This window comes from Brevundimonas sp. (assembly GCF_029945885.1).
GTDB lineage: Bacteria > Pseudomonadota > Alphaproteobacteria > Caulobacterales > Caulobacteraceae > Brevundimonas.
The window spans coordinates 34,183-56,120 of record NZ_JAQSDK010000014.1 but is presented as its reverse complement, the minus strand read 5'-3'; the positions used below and the strand labels follow the sequence as shown (position 1 = coordinate 56,120).

At 69.0% G+C, this 21,938-nt stretch carries 26 protein-coding genes; 11 read left to right on the top strand and 15 right to left on the bottom strand.

The annotated features are described in order from the left end of the window. The first annotated feature begins 31 nt into the window (after positions 1–31). The 3 genes from PSV00_RS08020 (at position 32) to PSV00_RS08010 (ending at position 3,926) form a co-directional block, all read left to right on the top strand. A complete protein-coding gene (locus tag PSV00_RS08020; RefSeq protein ID WP_300446003.1) occupies positions 32–2,365 on the top strand; it encodes an ATP-binding protein in 2,334 nt (777 codons plus the stop codon). An 83-nt stretch (positions 2,366–2,448) separates the two neighbouring features. Continuing rightward, positions 2,449–3,294, top strand: coding sequence for an HAD family hydrolase (locus tag PSV00_RS08015; RefSeq protein ID WP_300446002.1), 846 nt, complete (start codon positions 2,449–2,451; stop codon positions 3,292–3,294). A gap of 65 nt (positions 3,295–3,359) precedes the next feature. After that, entirely contained in the window at positions 3,360–3,926 is a 567-nt protein-coding gene (locus PSV00_RS08010; RefSeq protein WP_300446001.1) for a hypothetical protein, read from the top strand. A gap of 15 nt (positions 3,927–3,941) precedes the next feature. Here PSV00_RS08010 and PSV00_RS08005 read toward each other — a convergent pair whose 3' ends face one another. Together PSV00_RS08005 and PSV00_RS08000 are read right to left on the bottom strand one after the other, a co-directional pair. Continuing rightward, positions 3,942–4,742, bottom strand: a complete 801-nt coding sequence (locus PSV00_RS08005; protein ID WP_300446000.1) for a kinase — start codon at positions 4,740–4,742, stop codon at positions 3,942–3,944. Between the two features lies 1 nt (position 4,743). Then, a complete protein-coding gene (locus PSV00_RS08000) occupies positions 4,744–5,064 on the bottom strand; it encodes a 2Fe-2S iron-sulfur cluster-binding protein (protein WP_300445999.1) in 321 nt (106 codons plus the stop codon). A gap of 80 nt (positions 5,065–5,144) precedes the next feature. Between PSV00_RS08000 and PSV00_RS07995 the strand changes: the two genes are divergently transcribed. Both PSV00_RS07995 and PSV00_RS07990 read left to right on the top strand, forming a co-directional pair. Then, on the top strand, positions 5,145–5,375 hold the full coding sequence (locus PSV00_RS07995; protein ID WP_300445998.1) for a hypothetical protein: 231 nt from the start codon (positions 5,145–5,147) through the stop codon (positions 5,373–5,375). Continuing rightward, positions 5,372–5,746, top strand: a complete 375-nt coding sequence (locus PSV00_RS07990; RefSeq protein ID WP_300445997.1) for a PIN domain-containing protein — start codon at positions 5,372–5,374, stop codon at positions 5,744–5,746. Before PSV00_RS07995 ends, PSV00_RS07990 begins: the two co-directional genes overlap by 4 nt. 50 nt (positions 5,747–5,796) lie before the next feature. Here the strand turns inward: PSV00_RS07990 and PSV00_RS07985 are convergent, their stop codons facing one another. The 4 genes from PSV00_RS07985 to sdhC are packed head-to-tail and all read right to left on the bottom strand — an operon-like array spanning position 5,797 to position 9,247. Continuing rightward, positions 5,797–6,594, bottom strand: a complete 798-nt coding sequence (locus PSV00_RS07985) for a succinate dehydrogenase iron-sulfur subunit (RefSeq protein WP_300445996.1) — start codon at positions 6,592–6,594, stop codon at positions 5,797–5,799. A 2-nt stretch (positions 6,595–6,596) separates the two neighbouring features. Continuing rightward, positions 6,597–8,381 (bottom strand): succinate dehydrogenase flavoprotein subunit, encoded by a 1,785-nt coding sequence (sdhA, locus tag PSV00_RS07980; protein ID WP_300445995.1) that lies wholly within the window; start codon positions 8,379–8,381, stop codon positions 6,597–6,599. A 6-nt stretch (positions 8,382–8,387) separates the two neighbouring features. After that, a complete protein-coding gene (gene sdhD, locus PSV00_RS07975) occupies positions 8,388–8,795 on the bottom strand; it encodes a succinate dehydrogenase, hydrophobic membrane anchor protein (protein WP_300445994.1) in 408 nt (135 codons plus the stop codon). Beyond that, positions 8,792–9,247 carry a succinate dehydrogenase, cytochrome b556 subunit gene (sdhC, locus tag PSV00_RS07970; RefSeq protein WP_300445993.1) on the bottom strand — a complete coding sequence of 152 codons (456 nt, stop codon included), beginning with the start codon at positions 9,245–9,247 and terminating at the stop codon, positions 8,792–8,794. Before sdhC ends, sdhD begins: the two co-directional genes overlap by 4 nt. A 188-nt stretch (positions 9,248–9,435) precedes the next feature. Between sdhC and PSV00_RS07965 the strand changes: the two genes are divergently transcribed. Further along, positions 9,436–9,930, top strand: a complete 495-nt coding sequence (locus tag PSV00_RS07965) for a hypothetical protein (protein ID WP_300445992.1) — start codon at positions 9,436–9,438, stop codon at positions 9,928–9,930. Here PSV00_RS07965 and PSV00_RS07960 read toward each other — a convergent pair. The 5 genes from PSV00_RS07960 to PSV00_RS07940 all read right to left on the bottom strand — a co-directional run bounded on the left by PSV00_RS07960 (position 9,927) and on the right by PSV00_RS07940 (position 12,266). Then, on the bottom strand, positions 9,927–10,343 hold the full coding sequence (locus PSV00_RS07960) for an HIT domain-containing protein (RefSeq protein ID WP_300445991.1): 417 nt from the start codon (positions 10,341–10,343) through the stop codon (positions 9,927–9,929). The two genes, PSV00_RS07965 and PSV00_RS07960, sit on opposite strands and share 4 nt — an antisense overlap. Positions 10,344–10,381: 38 nt before the next feature. Then, the gene (locus PSV00_RS07955; RefSeq protein WP_300445990.1) at positions 10,382–10,765 is read right to left on the bottom strand and encodes a VOC family protein; all 384 of its coding nucleotides are present in this window, start codon (positions 10,763–10,765) and stop codon (positions 10,382–10,384) included. 50 nt (positions 10,766–10,815) lie between these two features. After that, positions 10,816–11,112 carry a BrnA antitoxin family protein gene (locus PSV00_RS07950; protein WP_300445989.1) on the bottom strand — a complete coding sequence of 99 codons (297 nt, stop codon included), beginning with the start codon at positions 11,110–11,112 and terminating at the stop codon, positions 10,816–10,818. A 38-nt stretch (positions 11,113–11,150) separates the two neighbouring features. After that, positions 11,151–11,414, bottom strand: coding sequence for a BrnT family toxin (locus PSV00_RS07945; protein WP_300445988.1), 264 nt, complete (start codon positions 11,412–11,414; stop codon positions 11,151–11,153). Between the two features lie 78 nt (positions 11,415–11,492). Continuing rightward, entirely contained in the window at positions 11,493–12,266 is a 774-nt protein-coding gene (locus PSV00_RS07940) for an EcsC family protein (RefSeq protein WP_300445987.1), read from the bottom strand. 109 nt (positions 12,267–12,375) lie between these two features. Here PSV00_RS07940 and mdh point away from each other — a divergent pair, with 109 nt between their 5' ends. Next, the gene (gene mdh / locus PSV00_RS07935; protein ID WP_300445986.1) at positions 12,376–13,338 is read left to right on the top strand and encodes a malate dehydrogenase; all 963 of its coding nucleotides are present in this window, start codon (positions 12,376–12,378) and stop codon (positions 13,336–13,338) included. Between the two features lie 174 nt (positions 13,339–13,512). Here mdh and PSV00_RS07930 read toward each other — a convergent pair whose 3' ends face one another. Then, positions 13,513–14,085 carry a YbjN domain-containing protein gene (locus PSV00_RS07930; protein ID WP_300445985.1) on the bottom strand — a complete coding sequence of 191 codons (573 nt, stop codon included), beginning with the start codon at positions 14,083–14,085 and terminating at the stop codon, positions 13,513–13,515. 155 nt (positions 14,086–14,240) lie between these two features. Further along, positions 14,241–15,329, bottom strand: coding sequence for a cell division protein ZapE (zapE, locus tag PSV00_RS07925; protein WP_300445984.1), 1,089 nt, complete (start codon positions 15,327–15,329; stop codon positions 14,241–14,243). A 135-nt stretch (positions 15,330–15,464) separates the two neighbouring features. Here zapE and PSV00_RS07920 point away from each other — a divergent pair, with 135 nt between their 5' ends. Together PSV00_RS07920 and rarD are read left to right on the top strand one after the other, a co-directional pair. Continuing rightward, positions 15,465–16,511: an aspartate-semialdehyde dehydrogenase gene (locus tag PSV00_RS07920; RefSeq protein ID WP_300445983.1), complete on the top strand. Its 1,047-nt coding sequence runs from the start codon at positions 15,465–15,467 to the stop codon at positions 16,509–16,511. Continuing rightward, on the top strand, positions 16,511–17,434 hold the full coding sequence (rarD, locus tag PSV00_RS07915; protein WP_300445982.1) for an EamA family transporter RarD: 924 nt from the start codon (positions 16,511–16,513) through the stop codon (positions 17,432–17,434). Before PSV00_RS07920 ends, rarD begins: the two co-directional genes overlap by 1 nt. On the opposite strand, the gene PSV00_RS07910 is transcribed toward rarD, so the two are convergent. Together PSV00_RS07910 and PSV00_RS07905 are read right to left on the bottom strand one after the other, a co-directional pair. Next, positions 17,431–18,576, bottom strand: a complete 1,146-nt coding sequence (locus PSV00_RS07910; RefSeq protein ID WP_300445981.1) for a serine hydrolase domain-containing protein — start codon at positions 18,574–18,576, stop codon at positions 17,431–17,433. The two genes, rarD and PSV00_RS07910, sit on opposite strands and share 4 nt — an antisense overlap. A 41-nt stretch (positions 18,577–18,617) precedes the next feature. Next, positions 18,618–20,285 (bottom strand): M28 family metallopeptidase, encoded by a 1,668-nt coding sequence (locus tag PSV00_RS07905; protein WP_300445980.1) that lies wholly within the window; start codon positions 20,283–20,285, stop codon positions 18,618–18,620. Positions 20,286–20,540: 255 nt separating this feature from the next. Here PSV00_RS07905 and PSV00_RS07900 point away from each other — a divergent pair, with 255 nt between their 5' ends. Together PSV00_RS07900 and PSV00_RS07895 are read left to right on the top strand one after the other, a co-directional pair. Next, complete coding sequence (locus PSV00_RS07900; RefSeq protein WP_300445979.1) at positions 20,541–21,119, top strand: fasciclin domain-containing protein; 579 nt, start codon at positions 20,541–20,543, stop codon at positions 21,117–21,119. Between the two features lie 129 nt (positions 21,120–21,248). Next, positions 21,249–21,908, top strand: a complete 660-nt coding sequence (locus PSV00_RS07895; RefSeq protein WP_300445978.1) for a heme-binding protein — start codon at positions 21,249–21,251, stop codon at positions 21,906–21,908. Positions 21,909–21,938: the final 30 nt, after the last annotated feature.

The window sequence follows — 21,938 nt, the reverse complement described above, 5'->3', positions numbered from 1 at the left end:
GTCAGCACGAACCGGCGGATAGATCTGCGAAATGGCCGAGGCCGATATTGCCTATGTAGCGACCGCGGGAGCGGCAGGCCTGGCCGTGGCGGTCAGCGCCTGGGCGTGGCGACTGCGTGCCCGCCTGTCGTCGCGGGAACGGCACGGCGGCAATGAACTGGACGCTACCCGCACCGCCCTGGCCCATTACGAGGGGGCCCTGGCCGCCTTCGATGATGCCCGGCTGTCGCTCGACTCGACCGGGGTGACCGGGGTGATCGGCGGCTCCGGGGTCTGGAGCGCCATGGCCCAGGACCTGCCCGGGGCTGAACACCATCCGATTGATGCCGTGCTCGCGGCGCTGCGCGAGGCCGCCGGCCCGCGGCTCGAGACCCTGATTGCCGCCGGTGAACCGTTCGACCAGGTGCTGGACCTGCCGTCCGGGGCCTGGCGTATCGACGGCCGCCCCTCGGCCGGGATCGCCTGGCTGCGCCTGTCGCGTCTCGGCGGCGTGACCCAGGTGGCCGAGAGCGGTCTGGGCCTGCTGGCCGATTCCTCACCGGCCCCGACCTGGATCGTCGATCCGGCCGGACGCCTGGCCTGGGCCAATCGCGCCTGGCTGGCCGAGATGAAGGCCGACAGTCTCGAGGATGCGCTCGAACGGTCGCTGAGCTTCGATCGCGGGGCCGACGCCATCGTCGCCGAGGCCGGACGGGCCCACACGCGGCAGGAGGGCTTCCGCTGGACCACCGGCGGCGGCCGGCGGCGCGCCTGGCGGATCATTGCCGAACCGGCCCCCGGCGGCGGCGGGGCCGTGGTCGCCTTCGCCATCGACATGACCGAGGCCGAGGAGACGCGCGACACCCTGCGCCGCCACGTCGAGGCCCATGACGAAACCCTGAACCACCTGGCCGACGCGGTCGCCATCTTCGGCCCGTCCAAGCGGCTGGCCTTCCACAACACCGCCTTCCAGACCCTGTTCAACATCGATCCGGCCTGGCTGGACGAGCGCCCGACCCATGCCGAACTGCTGGATCGCCTGCGCCAGCGCCGCCTGCTGCCCGAGGTCATCGACTATGCCGGCTGGAAGGCGCGCGAGCTGGAATTCTACGGCGCGTCCGAGGCGACGCCCGACGACAGCTGGTCCCTGCCCGACGGCCGCACCCTGCGCGTCGTGCGCCAGCCGCACCCGCTGGGCGGCATATTGCTGCTGTTCTCGGACATCACCGACGAACTGCAGCTGCGCAGCCGCTTCAACGCCCAGATCCAGGTCCAGACCGCGACCCTCGACAAGCTGAATGACGCCGTCGCCGTGTTCGGCTCGGACGGTCGTATCCGCCTGCACAACGAGGCCTTCGAAACCTTCTGGAAGCTGACGGACGACCAGCTGACCGACGCCTCGGACTTCGACGCCATCGCCGAGCTGTGCAAGGCCACCCTGCCCGACCCGGCCCTGTGGCTGGGCCTGAAGGCGCGGGTCGCCGACCCTGACCCCGAAAGCCGCGTCGCCATCTCGGGCGAGGGCCGCACCGCCGACGGCCGCATGGCCTCGTGGCAGACCCGCCCCCTGCCCGACGGCGCGACCCTGGTGGCCTTCTCCGACGTCACCGCCCAGCGCGAACTGGAACAGGCCCTGGCCGCCAAGGCCGCCGCCCTCGAGGAAAGCCAGGCGCTGAAGCGCGAGTTTGTCGGCAGCGTCTCCTATGAGCTGCGCACCCCCCTGACGACCATCGTCGGCTATTCCGAACTGCTGGAGACCCTCGGTGGCCTGCCCGAGCGCAGCCGCCAGCAGGCCGGGGCCATCCGCGTCGCCGCCAGCCAGCTGGCCCGGTCGATCGACGATGTGCTGGACATGGCCCAGATCGACGCCGGCGAGATGGAGCTGAGCCTCGGCGACCTGCACGTCCGCGACATGTTCGCCGGGATCGTGTCCCGCTACCGGCCCCGGGTCGAGGGCCGCGGGGCGACGCTGAAGGCCAAATGTCCGGCCCGGCTGCCGACCATCCGCGCCGACGAACGCCGCATCACCCAGGCGCTCGACCACCTGCTGGAAAACGCCGTCCGCGCCGTATCCGAAGGCGGCGAGGTCACCCTGTCGGCCGAGGCCAACAGTTCCGAACTGCGTATCCGCGTCGAGGATACCGGGCGCGGCATCCCCTATCACCTGCAGGCCCATGTCTTTGACCGCTTCGTGCGGCGCGACCGCGGCGGTCCCGGCGTCGGCCTGGCCCTGGTCAAGGCCATGGTCGAGATGCACGGCGGCTGGGCCGAGGTCGAGAGCGAGCCCGGCAAGGGCGCGGCCTTCATCCTGCATCTGCCGCTGCGCGCCACCGGCGCGTCGGTGCCGCCCGAACTGGGTCTGGTCAGCGCGGTCGGCGCCGAGTGAGACCCGGCCCCGGCGGGCCCTTTTGACCGCCTGCCTTCCTGGCCCTAACTAGCCGCCACCCATCCCCCGCCCCTGGACATCCGATGGCCCTCAAGCCCCTCAAGACCGCCCTGATCTATGATTTCGACGGCACCCTCGCGCGCGGCAACATGCAGGAGGTCAGCTTCATCCCGTCGATCGGCATGACGCCGACCCAGTTCTGGAACGACACGGTCCGCCCCCAGACCATCGCCGCCGATGGCGACGGCATCCTGATGTATATGCAGATGATGCTGCAGGTGGCCCGCGACCAGGGCCAGCCGGTCACCCGCAAGGCCCTGCGTGACCACGGCCAGGACGTGGCCCTGTTCGAGGGGCTGCGCGACCTCAGCTGGTTCGAGCGGATGAACGCCGTCGGGGCCCGGTACGGGCTCGACATCGAGCACTACATCATCTCCGCCGGCCTGACCGAGATGATCGAGGGCTGCCCGATCAACCCGGCCTTCAAACACGTGTTCGCGTCCAAATACGCCTATGACCTTGACGATGTGGCCGTCTGGCCGGCGGTCGGGGTCAACTACACCACCAAGACCCAGTACCTGTTCCGCATCAACAAGGGCGTCCACAATCACTGGGACGACGAGCGTATCAACCGCTTCATCCCCGACGACGAGCGGCCGGTGCCGTTCGAGCGGATGATCTTCCTCGGCGACGGCGACACCGATGTGCCGACGATGAAGATGATGCACACCAAGGGCGGCTATTCGATCGCCGTCTATGATCCCGACAGCACCCCGCGCGACCGCGACAAGGTGCACCGGCTGATCAGCGAGGACCGGGTCAATTTCGTCGCCGCCGCCGACTATCGCGAGGGCACGGCCGTCGACCTGATCGTCAAGGGCCTGATCGGCCGCATCGCCGTCAATGCCGGCACCATGCCGGCGGACTGACCTGAATCAAGGACGGGAGCACCCGGGCCCGGAACACTGCCTCCAGACTGGATGGAGCAAACGCCATGGCCGAGACCGACAGCACCGAGACCGTACGCGAGGCCGTGGGCGTCTTCGCCGACGCCGACGCCCTGCAGGCGGCGATCGACGACCTGCTGACCTCGGGGTTCGACCGGGCCGAACTCAGCCTGCTGGCGGGCGAGGACTCGGTGGTCGAGAAACTGGGCCACCACTACAGCCGGGTCACCGAGCTGGAGGACGAGCCCGAGGTCGCCACCGTCTGCTATGTGTCGCCGGAATCGCTGGGCGGGGCCGAGGGAGCTCTGATGGGCGGCCTGCTCTACCTCGGGGCCGTCGCCACCACCGGAGCCATCCTCATATCCGGCGGCACCCTGGCCGCCGCGGCCATCGGTGCGGTCGCGGTCGGGGGGGCCGGGGGCCTGCTCGGCACCTGGCTGGCCAGGCTGGTCGGAGACGCCCATGCCGAATATCTGCAGGAACAGCTGGACCACGGCGGTCTGCTGCTGTGGGTCCGGACCTGGAACGCCGCCGATGAGGCCAGCGCCGTCAGGATCATGCGCGAGCATTCCGGCCGCGACGTCCATGTGCACGGGCTGCAGCCGGTCCCCTGATCCGGCGGCAGGCTCTCAGCCGGTCGCGATCGCCAGCGGCCGCCGCTCGCGGTCCAGCGATACCACGACGTCGGCGTCGACCCCGCCGGCGATCATCGATCGCGTGATCCGCTCGAAATAGCCGATGAACCCGGCCAGTCGCGCCCGCTCGGCTGCTGGCAGGTCGGCCGGGGCCAGCCCCCGCAGCCCGGCCTCCTGTTCGCAGCGCCAGTCCAGAACGACCGCAAAGGCCGGGGCCCTGAGAAACAGCAGGGCATCGAACCGGTCGAACCGCGCGCGATAGGGTCCGGCCAGCTGGTCATTGGCCGCCCGCCGCCAGCGGCCGTCCGCGTCCCGGTCCCGCTCCAGCGCATTGATCGGTGCCGCCAGAGCCGCCTCACCCTGTGGCCTCGCCCCCAGACACCAGCCGTCCAGCAGTATGGCCGTCGGTCGCCCGGCGAATACCGGCCAGACCTCCGGCGGCAGCCGGTCGTCGGCCAGCTTGTCGAAAGCGGGCAGGGCCGTCCGGGCATCGGGTCCGGCCGCCGCCAGAGCCGCGATCACCCGATCCAGCAGGCCCAGATCATGGGTCCCGGGCGGCCCCCGCGTCCCGAACAGCGGATGGACGGTACGGGCCAGAACCGCGCGCTCGACCCGCGTCAGATAGACATCGTCCAGTGACAGATGGGCCGCCCCGGTGCGGGCGGCCACGGCGCGGGCCAGGGTGGTCTTGCCCGAGCCCTGCGACCCGGCGATGGCGATCAGCGGCACATGACCGGGACGGGCGTGCGCCGCGATCAGGGTCTCCACGGCCGCGATGAGCCGCGGATCGATCATCTCAGTGCTGGTTTTCCGGCAGTCGCACGACCAGGCCGTTCAGGGCGTCCGAGACGCGGATCTGGCACGACAGGCGCGAGTTGGGCTCGACCGCCTCGGCGAAGTCGAGCATCGACTCCTCCATCGCGCTGGGCTTGCCGGTCGCCTCGCGCCAGGCCTCATCGACATAGACGTGGCAGGTGGCACAGGCGCAGGCCCCGCCGCAGTCGGCGTCGATGCCGGGGACATTGTTGCGGATCGCCCCCTCCATCACCGACAGGCCGGTCTTGACCTCGATCACATGCTCGCGGCCGTCGTGTTCGATATAGGTGATCTTCGCCATGGCACGCTCTTGGCAAAGCCGGGCGGGGGAGGCAAGGCCATAGATTGGTGCCGTATAAAAACTATGGTATTTTGTTGGGCATGAATGACGCCCGGAAAATCACGGCGGTCCTGCCCGCCCGCCTGCTGGCGACGGCCCAGACCAACAGCGGTGCCAGCCTGACCCAGACGCTGAAAACTGCCCTCGAGCAGTACAATCATTCGGAATGGTGCCGGAAACTGCTGGCCACACAGGGGCAGTTCAAGCTCGACATCGATCTGGAGGACCTGCGCCGGGATCGGGAGTTCGACGCCCACGGCAACGTGCTTTGATCGCCGCGGACTCCAGTTCCCTGATCGCCTTCTTCGCCGGCGACAAGGCCGCGGACACCGCCGCGATCGCGTCCGCTGCGATTGAGGAACAGCTGAGCCTGCCGCCGATGGTCCAGTTCGAGATCCTCGCCGGCGCGGTCCCCGCCGCCCACCGGGACCTGATCGCCAATGCGACGCTGCTGGAGTTGCAGCCCGGCTACTGGCAGCGCGCCGGACTGATGCGGCTCTCGTTGCAAAAGCGGGGCCTGAAGGCCCGGGCGGCGGACTGTCTGATCGCCCAGTGCTGCATCGACGCGGATGTGTCCCTGATCACCCGCGACCGGGACTTCCGCCATTTCGCCACCCATTGCGGACTGAAGCTGGCGGTCTGATGGTCATTGATGGACCGCCTGTTGGCGCGCCTAACCGCTGATCTTCGCAATCACGCCGTCGCCTTCCTGCGGTCCGGGGCCACCATCAGCTTCTTGGTCTCGGCGATGGCCTTGGCCGGGTTCAGTCCCTTGGGACAGACCTGGGCGCAGTTCATGATCGTGTGGCAGCGGTACAGTTTGAACGGGTCCTCGAGATCGTCGAGCCGCTTCTGGGTCGCGTCGTCACGGCTGTCGGCGATCCAGCGATAGGACTGCAGCAGGGCCGCCGGACCGAGGTATTCGGTCTGGTTCCACCAGTAGCTGGGGCAGGAGGTCGAGCAGCAGGCGCACAGGATGCACTCGTACAGGCCGTCCAGCTTCTCGCGCTCGGCCGGGGTCTGCAGCCGCTCGGTCGTCGGGTCCGGTTCATCCGACTGCAGCCAGGGCTGGATCGAGTCGTACTGGGCGTAGAACAGGGTCAGGTCCGTCACCAGGTCCTTGACCACCGGCTGGTGCGGCAGGGGCGAGATGGCGATGGTGTCGCCCGAGCATTCGTCCCAGCCCTTGGTGCAGGCCAGGGTGTTGCGCCCGTCGATGTTCATCGAGCATGAGCCGCAGATGCCCTCGCGGCACGAGCGCCGGAACGACAGGGTCGGGTCGATCTCGTTCTTGATGTGGATCAGGGCGTCCAGCAGCATCGGGCCGTGGTCGGCCGTCGGCACCTCATAGACGTCCCAGCGCGGGTCGGCGTCGACCTCGGGGTCGTAGCGATAGACCTTGTAGGTCTTGACGTTCTTGGAACCGGGCGCGGCCTTGTGGACCTTGCCGGTGGTCGGCTTGGAGCCGCGCGGGAGGGTAAGCTGGACCATATTCAGTACACCCGTGCCTTGGGCTCGATATAGGCGATGTCGTCGGACATCGTGTAGTTGTGGACCGGCCGGTAATCGATCTTCACGGCCTCGGTCGGGGTCTTCCAGGCCAGGGTGTGTTTCATCCACTGCTTGTCGTCACGGTCGGGGAAGTCCTCGCGGGCATGGGCCCCGCGCGACTCGGTGCGGTTCAGCGCCCCCTCGATCGTCACCAGGGCCTGGTCGATCAGATTGTCGTATTCCAGCGTCTCGACCAGATCCGTGTTCCAGATCAGGCCGCGGTCGGTGGTCTTGATGTCCGCGCCGCGCGCATGGATGTCGCGCAGTTTGGCGACGCCCTCCTCGAGGGTCTTGCCGGTGCGGAACACGGCCGCGTCCGACTGCATGGCCCGCTGCATCTCGATACGCAGCTTCGCCGTCGGGGTCGAACCCGAGGCGTTGCGGAACCGGTCCAGCCGCGCCAGGTGACCGTCGGTGACCGCGGCCGGGGCGTCCGGCACCTTCGCGGCCTTGTCGACCACCACACCGGCGCGCAGGCCGGCGGCGCGGCCGAACACCACCAGGTCGGTCAGGCTGTTGGAGCCGAGGCGGTTGGCCCCGTGCACCGAGACGCAGGCGGCCTCGCCCACGGCCATCAGACCGGGCACCACGGTGTCGGCATTGTCGCCGACCTTGGTCAGGACCTCGCCGTGATAGTTGGTCGGGATGCCGCCCATATTGTAGTGGACCGTCGGCAGGACCGGGATCGGTTCCTTGGTCACATCGACGCCGGCAAAGATCTTGGCGCTCTCGGAAATCCCCGGCAGCCGCTTGTGCAGGATCTTCGGATCCAGATGGTCCAGGTGCAGGTAGATGTGGTCCTTGTTCGGACCGACGCCGCGCCCTTCACGAATCTCGATCGTCATCGACCGGCTGACCATGTCGCGCGGAGCCAGGTCCTTCACCGAAGGGGCATAGCGCTCCATAAAGCGCTCGCCCTCGGAATTGGTCAGATAGCCGCCCTCGCCGCGCGCGCCCTCGGTGATCAGACAGCCGGCCCCGTAGATGCCGGTCGGGTGGAACTGGACGAACTCCATGTCCTGCAGCGGCAGGCCGGCGCGCAGCACCATCGCATTGCCGTCACCGGTACAGGTGTGGGCGCTGGTCGCGCTGAAATAGGCGCGGCCGTAACCGCCGGTGGCCAGGATCACCAGCTTGGCCCGGAACCGGTGCATGGTGCCGTCGTCCAGCTTCCAGGCCGTGACCCCGGTGCAGGCCCCGTCCTGCATGATCAGGTCGAGGCCGAAATATTCGACGAAGAACTCGACCTCGCGGCGCACGGACTGGCCGTACAGGGTGTGCAGGATGGCGTGGCCGGTGCGGTCGGCGGCGGCGCAGGTACGCTGCACCGGTCCGGCCCCGAACTCCTTGGTCATGCCGCCGAAGGCACGCTGGTAGATCTTGCCGTCGTCGGTGCGGCTGAACGGCACGCCCCAGTGTTCCAGCTCATAGACAGCCTTGGGAGCCTCACGGACCAGATATTCAATCGCGTCCTGATCGCCCAGCCAGTCCGACCCCTTGACGGTGTCGTACATATGCCAGCGCCAGTCGTCCTCGCCCATATTGCCGAGCGAGGCCGAGATCCCGCCCTGGGCCGCGACCGTGTGCGACCGGGTCGGGAAGACCTTGGTGACGCAGGCGACCTTCAGTCCCTGCTGGGCGGCACCGAGGGCCGCGCGCAGGCCCGAGCCGCCCGCGCCGACGACGACGACGTCATATTCATGATCGACGAATTCATAGGTCGCCATGGGCGATCAGGCTCCGAAACCGGCCGGCAGCGGCGCTGAACCCAGCGCCAGCCGCACGATGAGGAAGACACTGGCGAAGGCCAGCACCAGACAGAGGACGGCGATCAGGATCAGCAGGACCCCGCGCGTCGAGGGTTTGTGAATATAGTCATCGACGATGACCTTCAGACCCATATTCATATGCCAGAGGCTGGCCACAAGGGTCACGGCCAGCAGCCCGGCGTTGACCGGGCTCTGGAACCAGATCAGCGCCCCGTCATAGCCGCCCCCGGCCAACTGCGCCGCGCTCCACAGGCCCCAGACCGTCAGCGGCACCAGGATCAGCGAGGACAGGCGCTCGGCCTTCCACTCACCGGCTCCATGATGCTCGGATACCTTGACGCCCTTGACGAAGGTCTTGGTCGAACCGCTCACAGCGCAACACTCCCGGACATGAACAGCCAGGCCCAGAAGGCCACACCGGCCAGCAGGCCGATCCAGATCGACAGGCTGCTCAGCAGGCTGGCCGTCTTCGGCTCAAGGCCCTCACCCATGTCCCAGACCAGATGCCGGATGCCCGAGGCCAGGTGATAGGTCAGGGCCAGGGTCAGGCCGAACCAGACCAGCAGGCCCAGCGGCGAGGCCGACAGGCCGGTGAAGGTCGCATAGACCTCCGGGCCGCAGGCCAGGGCCAGCAGCCAGATCCCGACCAGCACCGCGCCGGCCGACAGGGCGCTGCCGCTGATCCGGTGCAGGATCGAGGCCGCCATCGTCACGTGCCAGCGCCAGACCTGGAGATGGGGAGACAGGGGGCGGGGCCGGCCATTGGGCTGGAGGACCGGGCGGTCGCTCTGGTCGTCGCCCGAGACCGGGAGGGGGCTCGTCATGCGAATGGTTCTCAAAACCGAAGGAAATCAATCACCCGAAGGCGCACACAGGCTTTAGTGACCCCGGCGGCGGGGTGTCAACGAAGGCGACCCCCGGCCGCCCGTTCCGTGACGGTTTTCGGGGGCGGTTTCGACCCGGGTGAACCGCCCGGGTGGCAATCCCGGCGCGAGTGCGGCACTCTGGGTCGATGCCTCCTCTTACCATTGTTGCCCTCACCGCCGTCCTGCTGATGCAGGATCCCGGCACGCGCCCCTATGCGCCCGCCGCCGCCGCCACCCGACAGATCTACCAGCCCCCGGCGATCCGCCCGTTCGAGACCGCGCCCGGGCCGGGGGTCAGCGACGTCGAGACCTTTTTCGACCAGGGCGTGGCCGCCGCCGAACGCAGCGCCGATGCCCGCGCCGGTCCGCTGGACGGGCGCTGGCGGGCCCTGGACCCGGACGGCCGCCCCTTGCTCAGCCTGGTGTTGCGGGATGCCGGTGACGGCACGGTCGAGGGGGCCTGGCGCCGGGGCGACGACGGCCGCGCCCGTCTGGTCGACGCCATTTCGGTCGACGGCGGCCGCGCCGCCCTGACCCTGGACCGGCACGACAGCCTGCGGCTGCGGCGCAGCGGCGACGGCTGGCGCGGCGAGTTCGTCCACAACGGCCAGGCTCGCCCCGTAACCCTGCATCGTCCCTAGACGATAAGCCGCGCCACCACCGCCGCCCGCGTTTCCGCGTCATAGGGCCGCGCCCCGTCCCGGCCCCAGACCGGATCGGGCCACAGGCCGTCGTCGCGCCGGCGTCCGACGACATGGACATGCAGCTGGGCGGTGACATTGCCGAGCGCGGCGACATTCAGCTTGTCGACCGACCGCCCGGCGGCGGCCCCAAGGGCCCGCACAAGCTCCCCGGCCCGGACGATCTCTTCCATCAACCGCCCCCGGTCGGCCGGCGACAGATCGTCCAGCTCGACCGCCCCGGCCACACGCGGGATCAGGACCAGCCACGGAAACCGCGCATCGTCCTGCAGCCGCAGCTGGCACAGCGGCCAGTCGGCGACGAAGACGGAGCCGCCGTCGAAAGCGGGATCGATTTCAAAGCCGGATTTCATACCCACCGGTCGCCCGCGCGAGACCCCGGGTCAAGTCGTCAGGCCGCCGCGCTCGCCTCCATCAGGAACGCGTTCAGCTTGTTGCCGTCCGGATCGCGGAAATAGGCGGCGTAGAAGGGCCCGCCGCGCGGTCCGGGCGGGCCCTCGCAGGTGCCGCCGTGGGCCAGGGCGATGTCATACAGCCGCTGGACCTGATCGCGCGACGCCGCCTCCAGCGCCACCATCACCCCGTTGCCGACGCCGGCCGCCTCGCCGTTGAATGGCTTGGTCAGCCCGATCCCGGCCCCGCCGCCCGGCGTGCCCCAGGCGATGTAGGTCGACGCCTCCATCATCCGCGTCACGCCCAGTTCGGCGGCGAGGGCGTCATAGAATTTCGCCCCCCGCTCAAGGTCATTGGTGCCCAGTGTCACATAGCCGATCATGATGAAGCCCTCCCGTTAAGCGTCCATCTAGACATGAACAAAACAGGAACTCAAGCCGGCCGTTTCACTGCCGGGGTCATCGGCTTCGGGTCCTGAGCCCGGTCCGTCGTCGCTTCCCGCAGGATACTGTTGATCCGGGTCTGCCACCCTTCACCCGTGGCCTTGAAATGATCGACCACGTCCTTGTCGAGCCGTATCGAGACCGGAACCTTCGGATTGTCCGCCGCTGGCCGTCCCGGCCTACGCCGGAACTGGGCCAGCACCGCCTCCGGCAGTACATCCCGACCGCGCCGGGCCTTCCTCACCAATTCCCGGGTCAGCTCCGGGGCGTCATCCTTGTCACCCATACGGGCCTCCGTGGCTCTCGGAGCTGTGTTCGCAGCTCTCATTCAGTGTAGCGTTTCACTTCCTTCGGCCTGGCCCGGCGAAGGCTGATCACCCGAATGTCCTCACCCCGAAGGGTGAAGGTCATCGCATGCAAGGCCTCGCCGATCAGCCCATAGGCATTGAACCGCTCTTCGCCGTAGTCGAAGCGGGTATCCGCAATGATCAGAGCGTCATCGAGGACCATCTCGCAGGCGGCCGAGAGGGACACGCCGTGTTTGGCGATGTTGGCGGCGTCCTTCCCGGGATCGAACTCGATGGCCATCGCCTATATGTGTATATACACAAATCGACTCATGACAAGGCGTTTCCGTATATACATCAATATCGCCCGGAAGACTGACTAGCTCTCCGCCAGCCACCGCATCCGGCAGGCCATCATCGCCGTCTCGCCCAGCCGCTCGACCAGCCGCCAGTTGACCACGGCCCCGATCGGTGCGCCGACCACCGGGATCAGCTGGGCCATCTTGGCCAGATCGATGTGGTCGCGATACTCGATCTGGAAGCTGCGCCAGTCGTAATCCTCGATCCCGTCCGGCTGGTCGCGATCGTCGATCCAGGCCTCCAGCGCGGCCAGGGCCCCGGGTCGCCGGGCGGCGCTGGCGAAGGCCAGATGGAAGATGTGCAGCACGAACAACCGCTCGCGGAGCGTGCCGCCGCCCCAGCCGTAGCCGCCGACGATCTCGCCCAGCATCCGCACCTTGATCGCCATCAGGGCCGGGAAGTCCGCCGCCGCCAGCACAAAGCCGCCGGCCCCGGCCACCCCGCCCTCGACCCCGGCCGTATTGCGATAACGGCTGATCACCTGACGCACCCGGACCTCCCGCGCCGCCAGCGAACCGTCCCCCAGCGGCCGCACCTTGAGCAGGTCCGACCCGGTCATGATGCCGCCGGTCATGGCCGCGATCCCGGCGGTGACGATCGCATGCACCCGTTCGGGGATGATCCGGTTGATCCGCACCTGGGCCCCGCGCGTGGTCCGGTCCCACAGGCCGGGGGCCTTCAGCACGCGCGCCCGCCAGACCGCGACCTCGGCACGCACGGCCGCCTCGTCGGTGACGGTGACCAGCCCGTCCGGCGTTTCGGCGGCGGCGATGAGTTCAGGCGATCGGGTCACGGCGGCTCCGGCTGACGCGGCGTCACAGTTGCAGGCGAAAGCGCGCGGGGCTAGACCGCCGCGCGACAGCGGTGGTTGCACCGCCCCCTTCCTCCTGGAGACGAACCCTATGGCACGCGCGAAAATCGCCCTCATCGGCGCCGGCATGATCGGCGGCACCCTGGCCCATGTGGCCGCGCGCGAAGCCCTGGGCGACGTGATCCTGTTCGACATCGCCGAGGGCACGCCGCAGGGCAAGGCGCTGGACATCGCCGAGGCCACCGCCGTGATCGGTTCGTCGGTCTCGCTGAAGGGGGCCAATGACTACGCCGCCATCGCCGGTGCCGACGTCTGCATCGTCACCGCCGGCGTGCCCCGCAAGGACGGCATGAGCCGCGACGACCTGGTCTCGATCAACCTCAAGGTCATGAAGGCCGTCGGCGAGGGCATCAAGGCCCACGCCCCCAACGCCTTCGTCATCTGCATCACCAACCCGCTGGACGCCATGGTCTGGGCCCTGCAGAAATTCTCGGGCCTGCCGCACGAGAAGGTCGTCGGCATGGCCGGCGTGCTGGACTCGGCCCGCTTCGCCTATTTCCTGTCGGAAAAGACCGGCATCTCGGTCCAGGACATCCACGCCTGGACCCTGGGCGGCCACGGCGACGACATGGTGCCGATGGTGCGTCATTCGACCGTCGGCGGCCTGCCCCTGCCGGACGCGGTCACGGCCGGCTTCCTGTCGCAGGCGGACCTCGACGCCATCGTCACCCGCACCCGCAAGGGCGGCGGCGAGATCGTGGCCCTGCTGAAGACCGGCTCGGCCTTCTACGCCCCGGCCGAGAGCGCCATCGCCATGGCCCGCTCCTACCTGCTGGACCAGAAGCGCGTCCTGCCCTGCGCCGTCTGGCTGTCGGGCGAATACGGCCTCAAGGACCTCTACGTCGGCGTCCCCGCCCTGATCGGTGCCGGCGGCGTCGAAAAGGTCATCGAGTTCACGACCAATGCCGAAGAGAAGGCCATGTTCGAGAAGTCGGTCGCCTCGGTCCAGGGCCTGCTCCAGGCCTGCAAGGACATCGACAGCTCCCTGGCTTAAGGGCGCTACGCTCGCGACGCGGTCGCTCGCCACTTGAGCGCGCGGCGAAGCCGCCAGGCCGCGTCGGGTCGGGAGGTCCCCCCGGCTTGATCGGGGGGCCGACGACCGCGGCCCAACAAAAAAAGAGGGCCGCGGATCACTCCGCGGCCCTCTTTTCACGGGCCGGTCGCCGGACTATTGGGCCGGCGCGGCCTCGGGAACGAAAAAGCCGACGTGGGTCGCGAAGGTCGGCAGCAGCCCGACCCAGACCGAGGTCGGATCGATCAGCTGCTGGATGCCCACGCCGTCGACCAACAGGACGTCGAACTGGACGATGGCCGTGCCGGCCGACGCGCCGGGCGTGAAATAGGCCTTCAGGAACCGGTGCTCGAGGTTCCACTGGTTGACCAGGTCGGGCGTGATCGTCGGATTACTGAACGCCGCCATATACTGGATGTCGCCGCAGACGTCGGCCTGGCAGCCGTTGAAGAAGACCAGCCAGGTCATCGGGCCGTCGGTGACGGTGATGGAGGTGCGGCCGTCTTCGCGGGTCACCGCGCCGACCGTGGCCCCGACGCTGATCAGCCAGTCGCGCACGGCGGTGATCGCCAGCCCGCCCTGGGCCGGGGCGGCGGCCGGGGCGGCCTGGTAGGCGGCCTGGGTCACGGCACCGGGCGTGGTGGCCCCCGATGCGGCGGCAAGCGCGGCCCCGGGAGCGGCCAGCAGGGCGACGGTGGCGAGGGCAGCGGCGAAACGACGATGGATCATGGTGGGAACTCCGGTTTGGCCCATCTTAGAGCGAAATCGGTCTGGACGCGATCGCGTCCAGGCTCGGATTTCGCTCCAGAATTATGCTGGAGCCTGATTCACGGCATCGGCGGAATCGCGCAGCGATTCCTCCTCAACCGATCAGGCTCCGGCCCTCAGTCACGCGATTGCGCCAGCCAGTCGGCGCTGGTCATTTCGTGCAGGCGCGAGGCGGTCCGTTCGAATTCGAACGCCCCGTCACCGGCTGGATACAGGGCGTCCGGACCCGCGGCGGCCCGCGCCACCAGCCGCACCCGCGCCTCGTACAGGGCATCGACCAGGGTGACGAACCGCTTCGCCTGGTCGCGGCGGGCCGGGGCCAGCACCGGCACCGCGTCGAGGAACAGGGTGTGGAACCGCTCGGCGACGGCCAGATAGTCCTGCGGCCCGAGGGCCCGGCCGCACAGCTCTTCAAAGCCGGCCCAGGCCATCCCCCCGGCCGTGCGCGCGACCTTAACATCCCGCCCCAGCACCGTCAGATGCGCCGGCTCTTCCGGCTCGTCGCCCCGCAGGTCGGCCCACAGGGTCTCGAACTCCCCATCCCCGGTCTCGAACCACAGCCGCCCGGCCGCCAGCCGGTCCAGCCGCCAGTCGCGCGCCCCGGCCACCTGCAGCACTTCGCAACGCGCGGTGATCCGGTCGACGAAGGGCAGGAACAGCTGGCGGTTGATGCCGTTCAGATACAGCTGGTCCGGGGCCCGGTTGGAGGTCACGGCCAGCACCACCCCGCGCTCGAACAGGGCCTCGAACAGCCGGCCCAGGATCATCGCGTCGGCGATGTCGGTGACCTGCAGCTCATCGAAACACAGCAGCCGCGATTCCGAGGCGATCAGCTCGGCCACCGGCGCGATCGGGTCATCGCCCCGGTGGGTGCCGAACACGGCCTTGCGCTGCGCCTTGTCGCCCTCGCGCCACCGGCGGATCAGGTCGTGCACCCGGGCCATGAAGGCGTGGAAATGGGCCCGGGTCTTCCGCGGCTCGGGCGCGCAGGCGAAGAACAGGTCCATCAGCATGGATTTGCCGCGCCCCGGCGGCCCCCACAGATAGACGCCGGTCACCTCGGGTACCTTGCCGAACCGGCCGCGTCGCTTCAGGTCGTGGCTCAGCCGCGACAGGGCCGCGATGGCCTCGTCCTGGGCTGGATCGGGGCTGAGCTGCCCGTTGTGGATACGCTTGTCATAGGCGGCGCGGAGGCGTGTGGGCATGGTGACGGGGCTTAACGGTCCGGATCACGTCTGAAAAGCCGTTGCTTCGCGCCTGCGAAAGCCCATATGCAGCGCCTACGGCCAGTTCCACCGCGCCTCCAGGTGAAGAGCGGCCGCGTATTGAAGGAATTCCCCATGGGCTATCGCGTCGCCGTCATCGGTGCCACCGGCAATGTCGGCCGGGAAATGCTGAACATCCTCGAGGAACTGAATTTCCCCGTCGACAAGATGCACGCCCTCGCCTCGCGCAAATCGCGTGGCATCGAGGTGGCCTGGGGCGATCGCACGATCAAATGCGAGGACATCGACACCTTCGATTTCAAGACCGTCGACCTGGTGCTGATGAGCGCCGGCGGCGACGTCTCGCGCGCCTGGTCCGAGAAGATCGGCAAACAGGGCCCGATCGTGATCGACAACTCCTCGGCCTTCCGCAAGGACCCCGACGTGCCGCTGATCGTGCCGGAGGTGAACCCCGACGCCATCAAGCTGGTGACGAAGAAGAACATCGTCGCCAACCCCAATTGCTCGACGGCCCAGCTGGTCGTGGCCCTCAAGCCCCTGCATGACGCGGCGAAGATCAAACGCGCCGTGGTCTCGACCTATCAGTCGGTGTCGGGGGCCGGGAAGGAGGGCATGGACGAGCTGTGGAACCAGACCAAGGCCATCTACGGCCTCGGCGACGCCACGCCGAAGAAATTCCCCAAACAGATCGCCTTCAACGTCATCCCCTATATCGGCAGCTTCCTCGACGACGGCTACACCGACGAGGAGGCCAAGATGTGGGACGAGACCCACAAGATGCTGGACCCCGCCATCAAGCTGACCGTGACCTGCGTGCGGGTACCGGTCTTCGTCGGCCACTCCGAGTCGATCAACCTCGAGTTCGACCGCCCGATCAGCCCCGAGGAGGCCCGCGCCATCCTGCGCGACGCCCCCGGCGTCCAGGTCATCGATAAGCAGGAACACGACGGCTACATCACCCCGGTCGACGCCGCCGGTGAGCACGCCGTCTATGTCTCGCGCATCCGCAAGGATCACACGGTCGAGAACGGGCTCAACATCTGGGTCGTGTCGGACAACCTGCGCAAGGGGGCCGCCCTCAACGCCGTGCAGATCGCCCAGCTGCTGGACGAGACCGGCATGCTCAAATCCGCCACCGGCTTTCGTACCCTGACGGTCTAGTGACCGAATCCACCCCTGACGTCCGCCCGGCCCTGTTCGCCGGCGTCGCCTGCTATGTGATCTGGGGCCTGTCGCCCCTGGTCTATCAGCCGATGGGCGCGGCCGGGGCCGACGCCTGGGAGATCATGGGCCACCGCGCGGTCTGGGGCGTGATCTGGGCCGCCGGCCTGGTCCTGCTGGCCGGCCAGTCCGCCGGGGTGCGCCGCGCCCTGACCGACTGGCGCACCCTGGGCTGGCTGATGCTGTCGACGGTGATGATCGCCATCAACTGGGCCCTGTTCATCTGGGCGGTCAACCACGGCCATACGCTGGAGACCAGCCTCGGCTACTATCTCAATCCGCTGCTCAACATGGCCTTCGGGGCCTGGCTGTTCCGCGAGCGCATCAGCCGCGCCGGCCTGTTCGCCATCGCCCTGGCCGCCGTCGGCGTGGCCCTGCAGGCGGTGGCCCTGGGCCGGCTGCCGCTGATCTCCCTGACCCTGGCCGTGTCCTTCGCCATCTATGGCGTGATCCGCAAACAGGTGAAGGCCGAGGCCCAGACCGGCCTGTTCATCGAATGCCTGCTGATGGCCCCGCTGGGCCTGGCCTGGCTGGTCTGGCTGCACCTGAACGGGGCCGGCCATTTCGGCACCACGCCCAACGCCACCTTCTGGCTGCTGATGGCCGGACCGATCACGGTCGGCCCGCTGGTGCTGTTCGCCTGGGCGGCGCGCCGCCTGCCGCTGTCGATGGTCGGCTTCCTGCAGTTCATCGCCCCGACGCTCAGCTTCATCATCGGCGTGGCCCAGGGCGAGACCTTCACCTGGCTGCGCGGCGTCTCGTTCGGCTTCATCTGGCTGGGGGCCGGCGTCTTCCTCTGGGCCGCCCTGACCCAGGCCAGGGCCGCCCGGGCCGTGCTCAGGGCCCGCACCGGCCCGATCTAGAGGGACGCGTACAGCGCCCTGATCAGCCGCAGGGGCCGTGGATCGCCCAGCAGATGCGGCGACTGGCGCGTCATCACATAGGCGGCCGATATCCCGGTGGCCGGATCGGCGAAGACGCAACTGCCGCCCCAGCCGCAATGGCCGACCGCGTCCGGATTGGGCCCGAAGATGTCCAGACCGGCATTGCGCATCAGCCCCGCCGCCCAGCTGATCGTGAACGGCAGGACCCTGTCCGGCCCGTGACTCCGCTCGCGCGTCGCCTGGGCCAGCGCGCCCGCCGACAGGACGGTCTGCCCGTCCAGCGTCCCGCCGGTGGCGAGCGGCGTCAGCATCCGCGCCAGACCCGCCGCCGTCGCATGCATATTGGCCGACGGAATCTCCATCTGCCGCCATTCGCTGGACCCGCGCCCGCCGGGAGCCGAGCCCCGGTCGAGGAAGGCCGCCGTCTTGATCGCGTCGATCACGCCCAGGTCGGGAGCCGCCGTCGGCTTGCGCATCTGGGCGACCCGGTCATGTTCGCTCTCGGGCAGGCCGATCCACAGGTCGAGGTCGAACGGATCGGCGAAATCCTCGGCCAGGGCCGTGCCCATGGTCCGCCCGTCGACCAGACGGAACAGCTCGCCCGCCAGATAGCCGATGGTGATCGGATGATAGCCCGAGGCCGTGCCCGGTGGCCACATCGGGGCCTGGGCGCACAGCCGGTCCAGCACCGCCTCGCGGTGGCACCAGATGGCCGGCTCGGCCGGCTCGGAAAAGCCCGACAGCCCGGCCTGGTGGCTCATCAACTGGCCGACGGTGATGCCCGCCTTGCCTGCCTGGCCGAAGTCCGGCCAGTAGGCGGCGACCGGGGCTTCATATGACAGCAGGCCGCGCTCGACACAGCCGGCGATCAGCAGGGCCATCACCGCCTTGCCGGCCGAGAACACCGGGACCAGGGTCGCATCGGTGAAGGGCTGGGTCCGCGCCGTATCGGCATGACCGCCCCACAGATCGATGACCGGCTCGCCGCCGATACAGACACTGAACCGCGCCCCCAGCTCGTCCAGCCCCTCGGGGGCATCGCTGAAGTTCGCGGCGAAAGCCTCGCGCACCGCGGCGAAACGCTCGGGGCAGGGGCCATGGATATCGGGGAGACCGGTCATGGGATCGTCCTAACCGACCACCCCTGCGCCGTCACCCTCGCCTATTCCGGCCGCTGATCGTCCGACGCCACCCGCGCCGCCTCGAACTCGGCCCCCGGGGTCCATTGCGGCCAGGCGCGGCTGTCGGCCAGGTCGCGGCCGACCGCATACAGCAGGTCGATGTCGACCGCCGCCGCATCCATCACCCAGTCGGGCGACCAGTCGTCCGAGGGCTGGTGATAGCGGTGGGCGACATAGTCCTGGCTGGCGGCATTGTGGCCGGTAAAGCCGGCCGCGCCGAACAGGGCCGGCACCCCCATCTTGGCCAGGGGGAAATGGTCCGAGCGATAGAAGCCCCCGGCCTGGGGCGCGGGATCGGGGATCAGCACCCGCCCCTGTTCGGTGGCGCGCCGTTCCAGCCAGCCGTCGGTGTCGCTCTTGCCCGCGCCGATGACCACGATCTGCGGCGAGACCTCGGTGCCCGGCAGGAAGCTGTCCATATTGATATTGACCACCGTCGTCTCCAGCGGCCAGACCGGATTGGCGGCATAGTATTCCGAACCCAGCAGCCCGGCCTCCTCGGCGGTCCAGCTCACGAACACCACCGACCGGTCCGGGGCCGGGCCCGCCTTGAACAGCCGCGCCAGCTCCAGCAGGCCGGCCACGCCGGTCGCATTGTCGACCGCGCCGTTATAGATGGCGTCGCCGTCCTTGGGCGTGGCGATGCCGAAGGCATCCCAGTGGGCCCCGTACATCACCGTCTCGTCCGGGTGACCGGCCCCGGGAATCCGGGCCAGCACATTGCGGCTTTCGATCCGGTCGGCGGTCTGGCCGAAATCGATCGACATCGTCACTCCGTCCAGCGCCACCGGCCGGAATTCCGGCGTGCGCGCCTGGGCCTTCAGGGCGGCGAAATCCAGCCCCGCCGCCGTGAACAGGTCGGCGGCGACATCGCCCTGGATCCAGCCCTGGGCGGCGACCCGTTCGGCCTCGGGATCGGCGCGCACGATGTCGAATTTGGGCGCGGTCGAGGAATTCTCCAGCACGCTCCAGCCATAGCCGGCCCCGGCCGTGTCGTGGATCACCAGCACCGCCGCCGCCCCCTGGCGCGCCGCCTCCTGGAATTTATAGGTCCAGCGCCCGTAGAAGGTCATGGCGTTGTCGTCGAACCGGCCCGCCACCGGATGGCCCTCGGGCGCGCCGAAGTCGGGGTCATTGACCAGCACCAGCAGGATCTTGCCCCTCAGGTCGACGCCCTTGAAATCGTCCCAGCCGCGTTCCGGCGCATCGACGCCATAGCCGGCGAACACGATCGGGGCGTCGGACACGGTGATGTGGCTGACCGGCCGGTCACTGGATACCAGCACCTGCGGCCCGCGCTCCAGCGACCGCGTCGTGCCGCCGTGGCTGACCGTGATCGTCGCCGGCCCGTCCTGCCGGGTCCGGCCCAGCTGGGCTACCTGCACCCACTGGCCGTCCGGCCCGCCCGGCTCCAGCCCCAGGGCCTGGAACTGGCTGACCAGATAGTCGACCGTCTTCTGCTCGCCCGGCGTGGCCACGCCGCGCCCCTCGAATTCGTCCGAGGCCAGCACCCGCACATACGCATTCAGCCGCGCGCCTTCGGCGGCCGGGGCCGCTGACGGGGCCCCCGACTGGGCGAGCACCGGGCCCGACAACAGGGCGAGGGCGGCGGTCGACAACAGCAGTCGGGTCAGGCGGGAGGAGCGCATGGTCACATCCGGGTCGGGTCAGGGGGAGGCCGCCACCCTGACCCCCCGACCCCGCCCTGTCGAGGGCCGGTACAGGATCGCGGCCGGCCCCGCCCGGCGTGCCCGCCCCCGCCACGCCCCCGCCACGCCCCCGGCCCGGCGACGGCCCGGGGCCGCGGCCAGACGTCGCACGACGCATCGATGGCGCATCCGGCAGGCGACCGCCGTCGTCTCTTCCTGCGATCGCACCAAGGCGATCCGTCCAGGACTCCCGTCATGAAGCTCTCGACCCTCATCAGTGCCGTCTCGGCCGCCGCCCTCCTCGCCGCCGCCCCCGCGGCCTTCGCCCATCAACACGGCGGCATGAACCATGCGTCGGTCACCGTCGGCGGGGCCGCCATGTATGCGAACAAGACCATCGTCGAAAACGCCGTCGCCTCGCCGATCCACACGACCCTGGTCGCCGCGGCCGTCGCCGCCGGCCTGGTCGAGACCCTGTCCGGCCCGGGCCCCTTCACCATCTTCGCCCCGACCGACGCCGCCTTCGCCGCCCTGCCTGCCGGCACCGTCGAGACCCTGGTCCAGCCCGCGAACAAGGCCACCCTGACCAAAATCCTGACCTATCACGTGGTCGCCGGCCGGGTGACCGCCGCCGATGTCATCGCCCTGATCGAGGCCGGTGGAGGCTCCGCGGCCATCACCACCGTCTCGGGTGATACTCTGACGGCGTCGCTGCGCGATGGTTCGGTCATCCTGACCGACGAGAACGGCGGCGTCGCCACCGTGACCCAGGCTGACGTCTTCCAGTCCAACGGCGTGATTCATGTCACGGATGCCGTGTCGCTGCCGAACTAGGTCCCGGCGCGGCGGTGTCGAAAGACACTTCCGCCCACCGGCGCTGTCCCCGAGGCGTTGAGTCCAACGCCCGATCCGTCCAGATCCGGGGACAGCGCCGGATTCCTGCCATCCAGAGGGAGACGTGAAATGCTGAAGGCTTTGGTCGGACTCGCTGCCGCCGTGATGGCGTCGGCCTGTTCCACAGTCGGCGTGCGATCCGGGACGGAAGAGCCCGTCTATCAGGTGGTGGAGCGCGTCGGCGATCTGGAAATCCGTCGCTACGGTGAACGTATCGCGGCCCAGACGGTCGTGACGGGCGATAGCGCCGAGGCCCGCAACGCAGGATTTCGCAAGCTGGCCGGCTACATCTTCGGCGGCAACGATCGGCGCATGTCGATCTCCATGACCGCCCCGGTGGCCCAGGCCGGTGACCCGGCGACGGGGTCCGAAACGATTTCCATGACCGCGCCGGTGGCGCAGACGCCCTCTGGCGCGGACCGCTGGACCGTGCAGTTCTTTATGCCCGCCGCCTACACGATGGAGACGTTGCCGGTTCCGCGCGATCCCGCCGTCCAGCTGGTCGTCGTCCCTGCCGAAACCTATGCGGTTCTGAAATTCAGCGGCATGGGCTCGGTCCCCGCCGTGGAGACCCACACGGCCGATCTCCTCTCGGGTCTGGCGACAAGCCGCTGGATCCCGCGCGCCGATCCGGTGGCGTGGTTCTATGATCCGCCCTGGACGGTTCCGTCGTTCCGCCGCAATGAAATCGCGGTCCGCGTCGAGCCCGCCACCGCCGAGCGGCCTTGATTATTCAACCCGGCGCGGTCCCGCCGGTGT

What these genes read in the sequence shown, in the direction of transcription:
- PSV00_RS08020 (WP_300446003.1), top strand. Translation starts at nt 32, where the DNA reads ATGGCCGAGGCCGATATTGCCTATGTAGCGACCGCGGGAGCGGCAGGC.
- PSV00_RS08015 (WP_300446002.1), top strand. Translation starts at nt 2,449, where the DNA reads ATGGCCCTCAAGCCCCTCAAGACCGCCCTGATCTATGATTTCGACGGC.
- PSV00_RS08010 (WP_300446001.1), top strand. Translation starts at nt 3,360, where the DNA reads ATGGCCGAGACCGACAGCACCGAGACCGTACGCGAGGCCGTGGGCGTC.
- PSV00_RS08005 (WP_300446000.1), bottom strand. Translation starts at nt 4,742, where the DNA reads ATGATCGATCCGCGGCTCATCGCGGCCGTGGAGACCCTGATCGCGGCG.
- PSV00_RS08000 (WP_300445999.1), bottom strand. Translation starts at nt 5,064, where the DNA reads ATGGCGAAGATCACCTATATCGAACACGACGGCCGCGAGCATGTGATC.
- PSV00_RS07995 (WP_300445998.1), top strand. Translation starts at nt 5,145, where the DNA reads ATGAATGACGCCCGGAAAATCACGGCGGTCCTGCCCGCCCGCCTGCTG.
- PSV00_RS07985 (WP_300445996.1), bottom strand. Translation starts at nt 6,594, where the DNA reads ATGGTCCAGCTTACCCTCCCGCGCGGCTCCAAGCCGACCACCGGCAAG.
- sdhA (WP_300445995.1), bottom strand. Translation starts at nt 8,381, where the DNA reads ATGGCGACCTATGAATTCGTCGATCATGAATATGACGTCGTCGTCGTC.
- sdhC (WP_300445993.1), bottom strand. Translation starts at nt 9,247, where the DNA reads ATGACGAGCCCCCTCCCGGTCTCGGGCGACGACCAGAGCGACCGCCCG.
- PSV00_RS07965 (WP_300445992.1), top strand. Translation starts at nt 9,436, where the DNA reads ATGCCTCCTCTTACCATTGTTGCCCTCACCGCCGTCCTGCTGATGCAG.
- PSV00_RS07960 (WP_300445991.1), bottom strand. Translation starts at nt 10,343, where the DNA reads ATGAAATCCGGCTTTGAAATCGATCCCGCTTTCGACGGCGGCTCCGTC.
- PSV00_RS07955 (WP_300445990.1), bottom strand. Translation starts at nt 10,765, where the DNA reads ATGATCGGCTATGTGACACTGGGCACCAATGACCTTGAGCGGGGGGCG.
- PSV00_RS07950 (WP_300445989.1), bottom strand. Translation starts at nt 11,112, where the DNA reads ATGGGTGACAAGGATGACGCCCCGGAGCTGACCCGGGAATTGGTGAGG.
- PSV00_RS07945 (WP_300445988.1), bottom strand. Translation starts at nt 11,414, where the DNA reads ATGGCCATCGAGTTCGATCCCGGGAAGGACGCCGCCAACATCGCCAAA.
- mdh (WP_300445986.1), top strand. Translation starts at nt 12,376, where the DNA reads ATGGCACGCGCGAAAATCGCCCTCATCGGCGCCGGCATGATCGGCGGC.
- PSV00_RS07930 (WP_300445985.1), bottom strand. Translation starts at nt 14,085, where the DNA reads ATGATCCATCGTCGTTTCGCCGCTGCCCTCGCCACCGTCGCCCTGCTG.
- zapE (WP_300445984.1), bottom strand. Translation starts at nt 15,329, where the DNA reads ATGCCCACACGCCTCCGCGCCGCCTATGACAAGCGTATCCACAACGGG.
- PSV00_RS07920 (WP_300445983.1), top strand. Translation starts at nt 15,465, where the DNA reads ATGGGCTATCGCGTCGCCGTCATCGGTGCCACCGGCAATGTCGGCCGG.
- PSV00_RS07910 (WP_300445981.1), bottom strand. Translation starts at nt 18,576, where the DNA reads ATGACCGGTCTCCCCGATATCCATGGCCCCTGCCCCGAGCGTTTCGCC.
- PSV00_RS07905 (WP_300445980.1), bottom strand. Translation starts at nt 20,285, where the DNA reads ATGCGCTCCTCCCGCCTGACCCGACTGCTGTTGTCGACCGCCGCCCTC.
- PSV00_RS07900 (WP_300445979.1), top strand. Translation starts at nt 20,541, where the DNA reads ATGAAGCTCTCGACCCTCATCAGTGCCGTCTCGGCCGCCGCCCTCCTC.
- PSV00_RS07895 (WP_300445978.1), top strand. Translation starts at nt 21,249, where the DNA reads ATGCTGAAGGCTTTGGTCGGACTCGCTGCCGCCGTGATGGCGTCGGCC.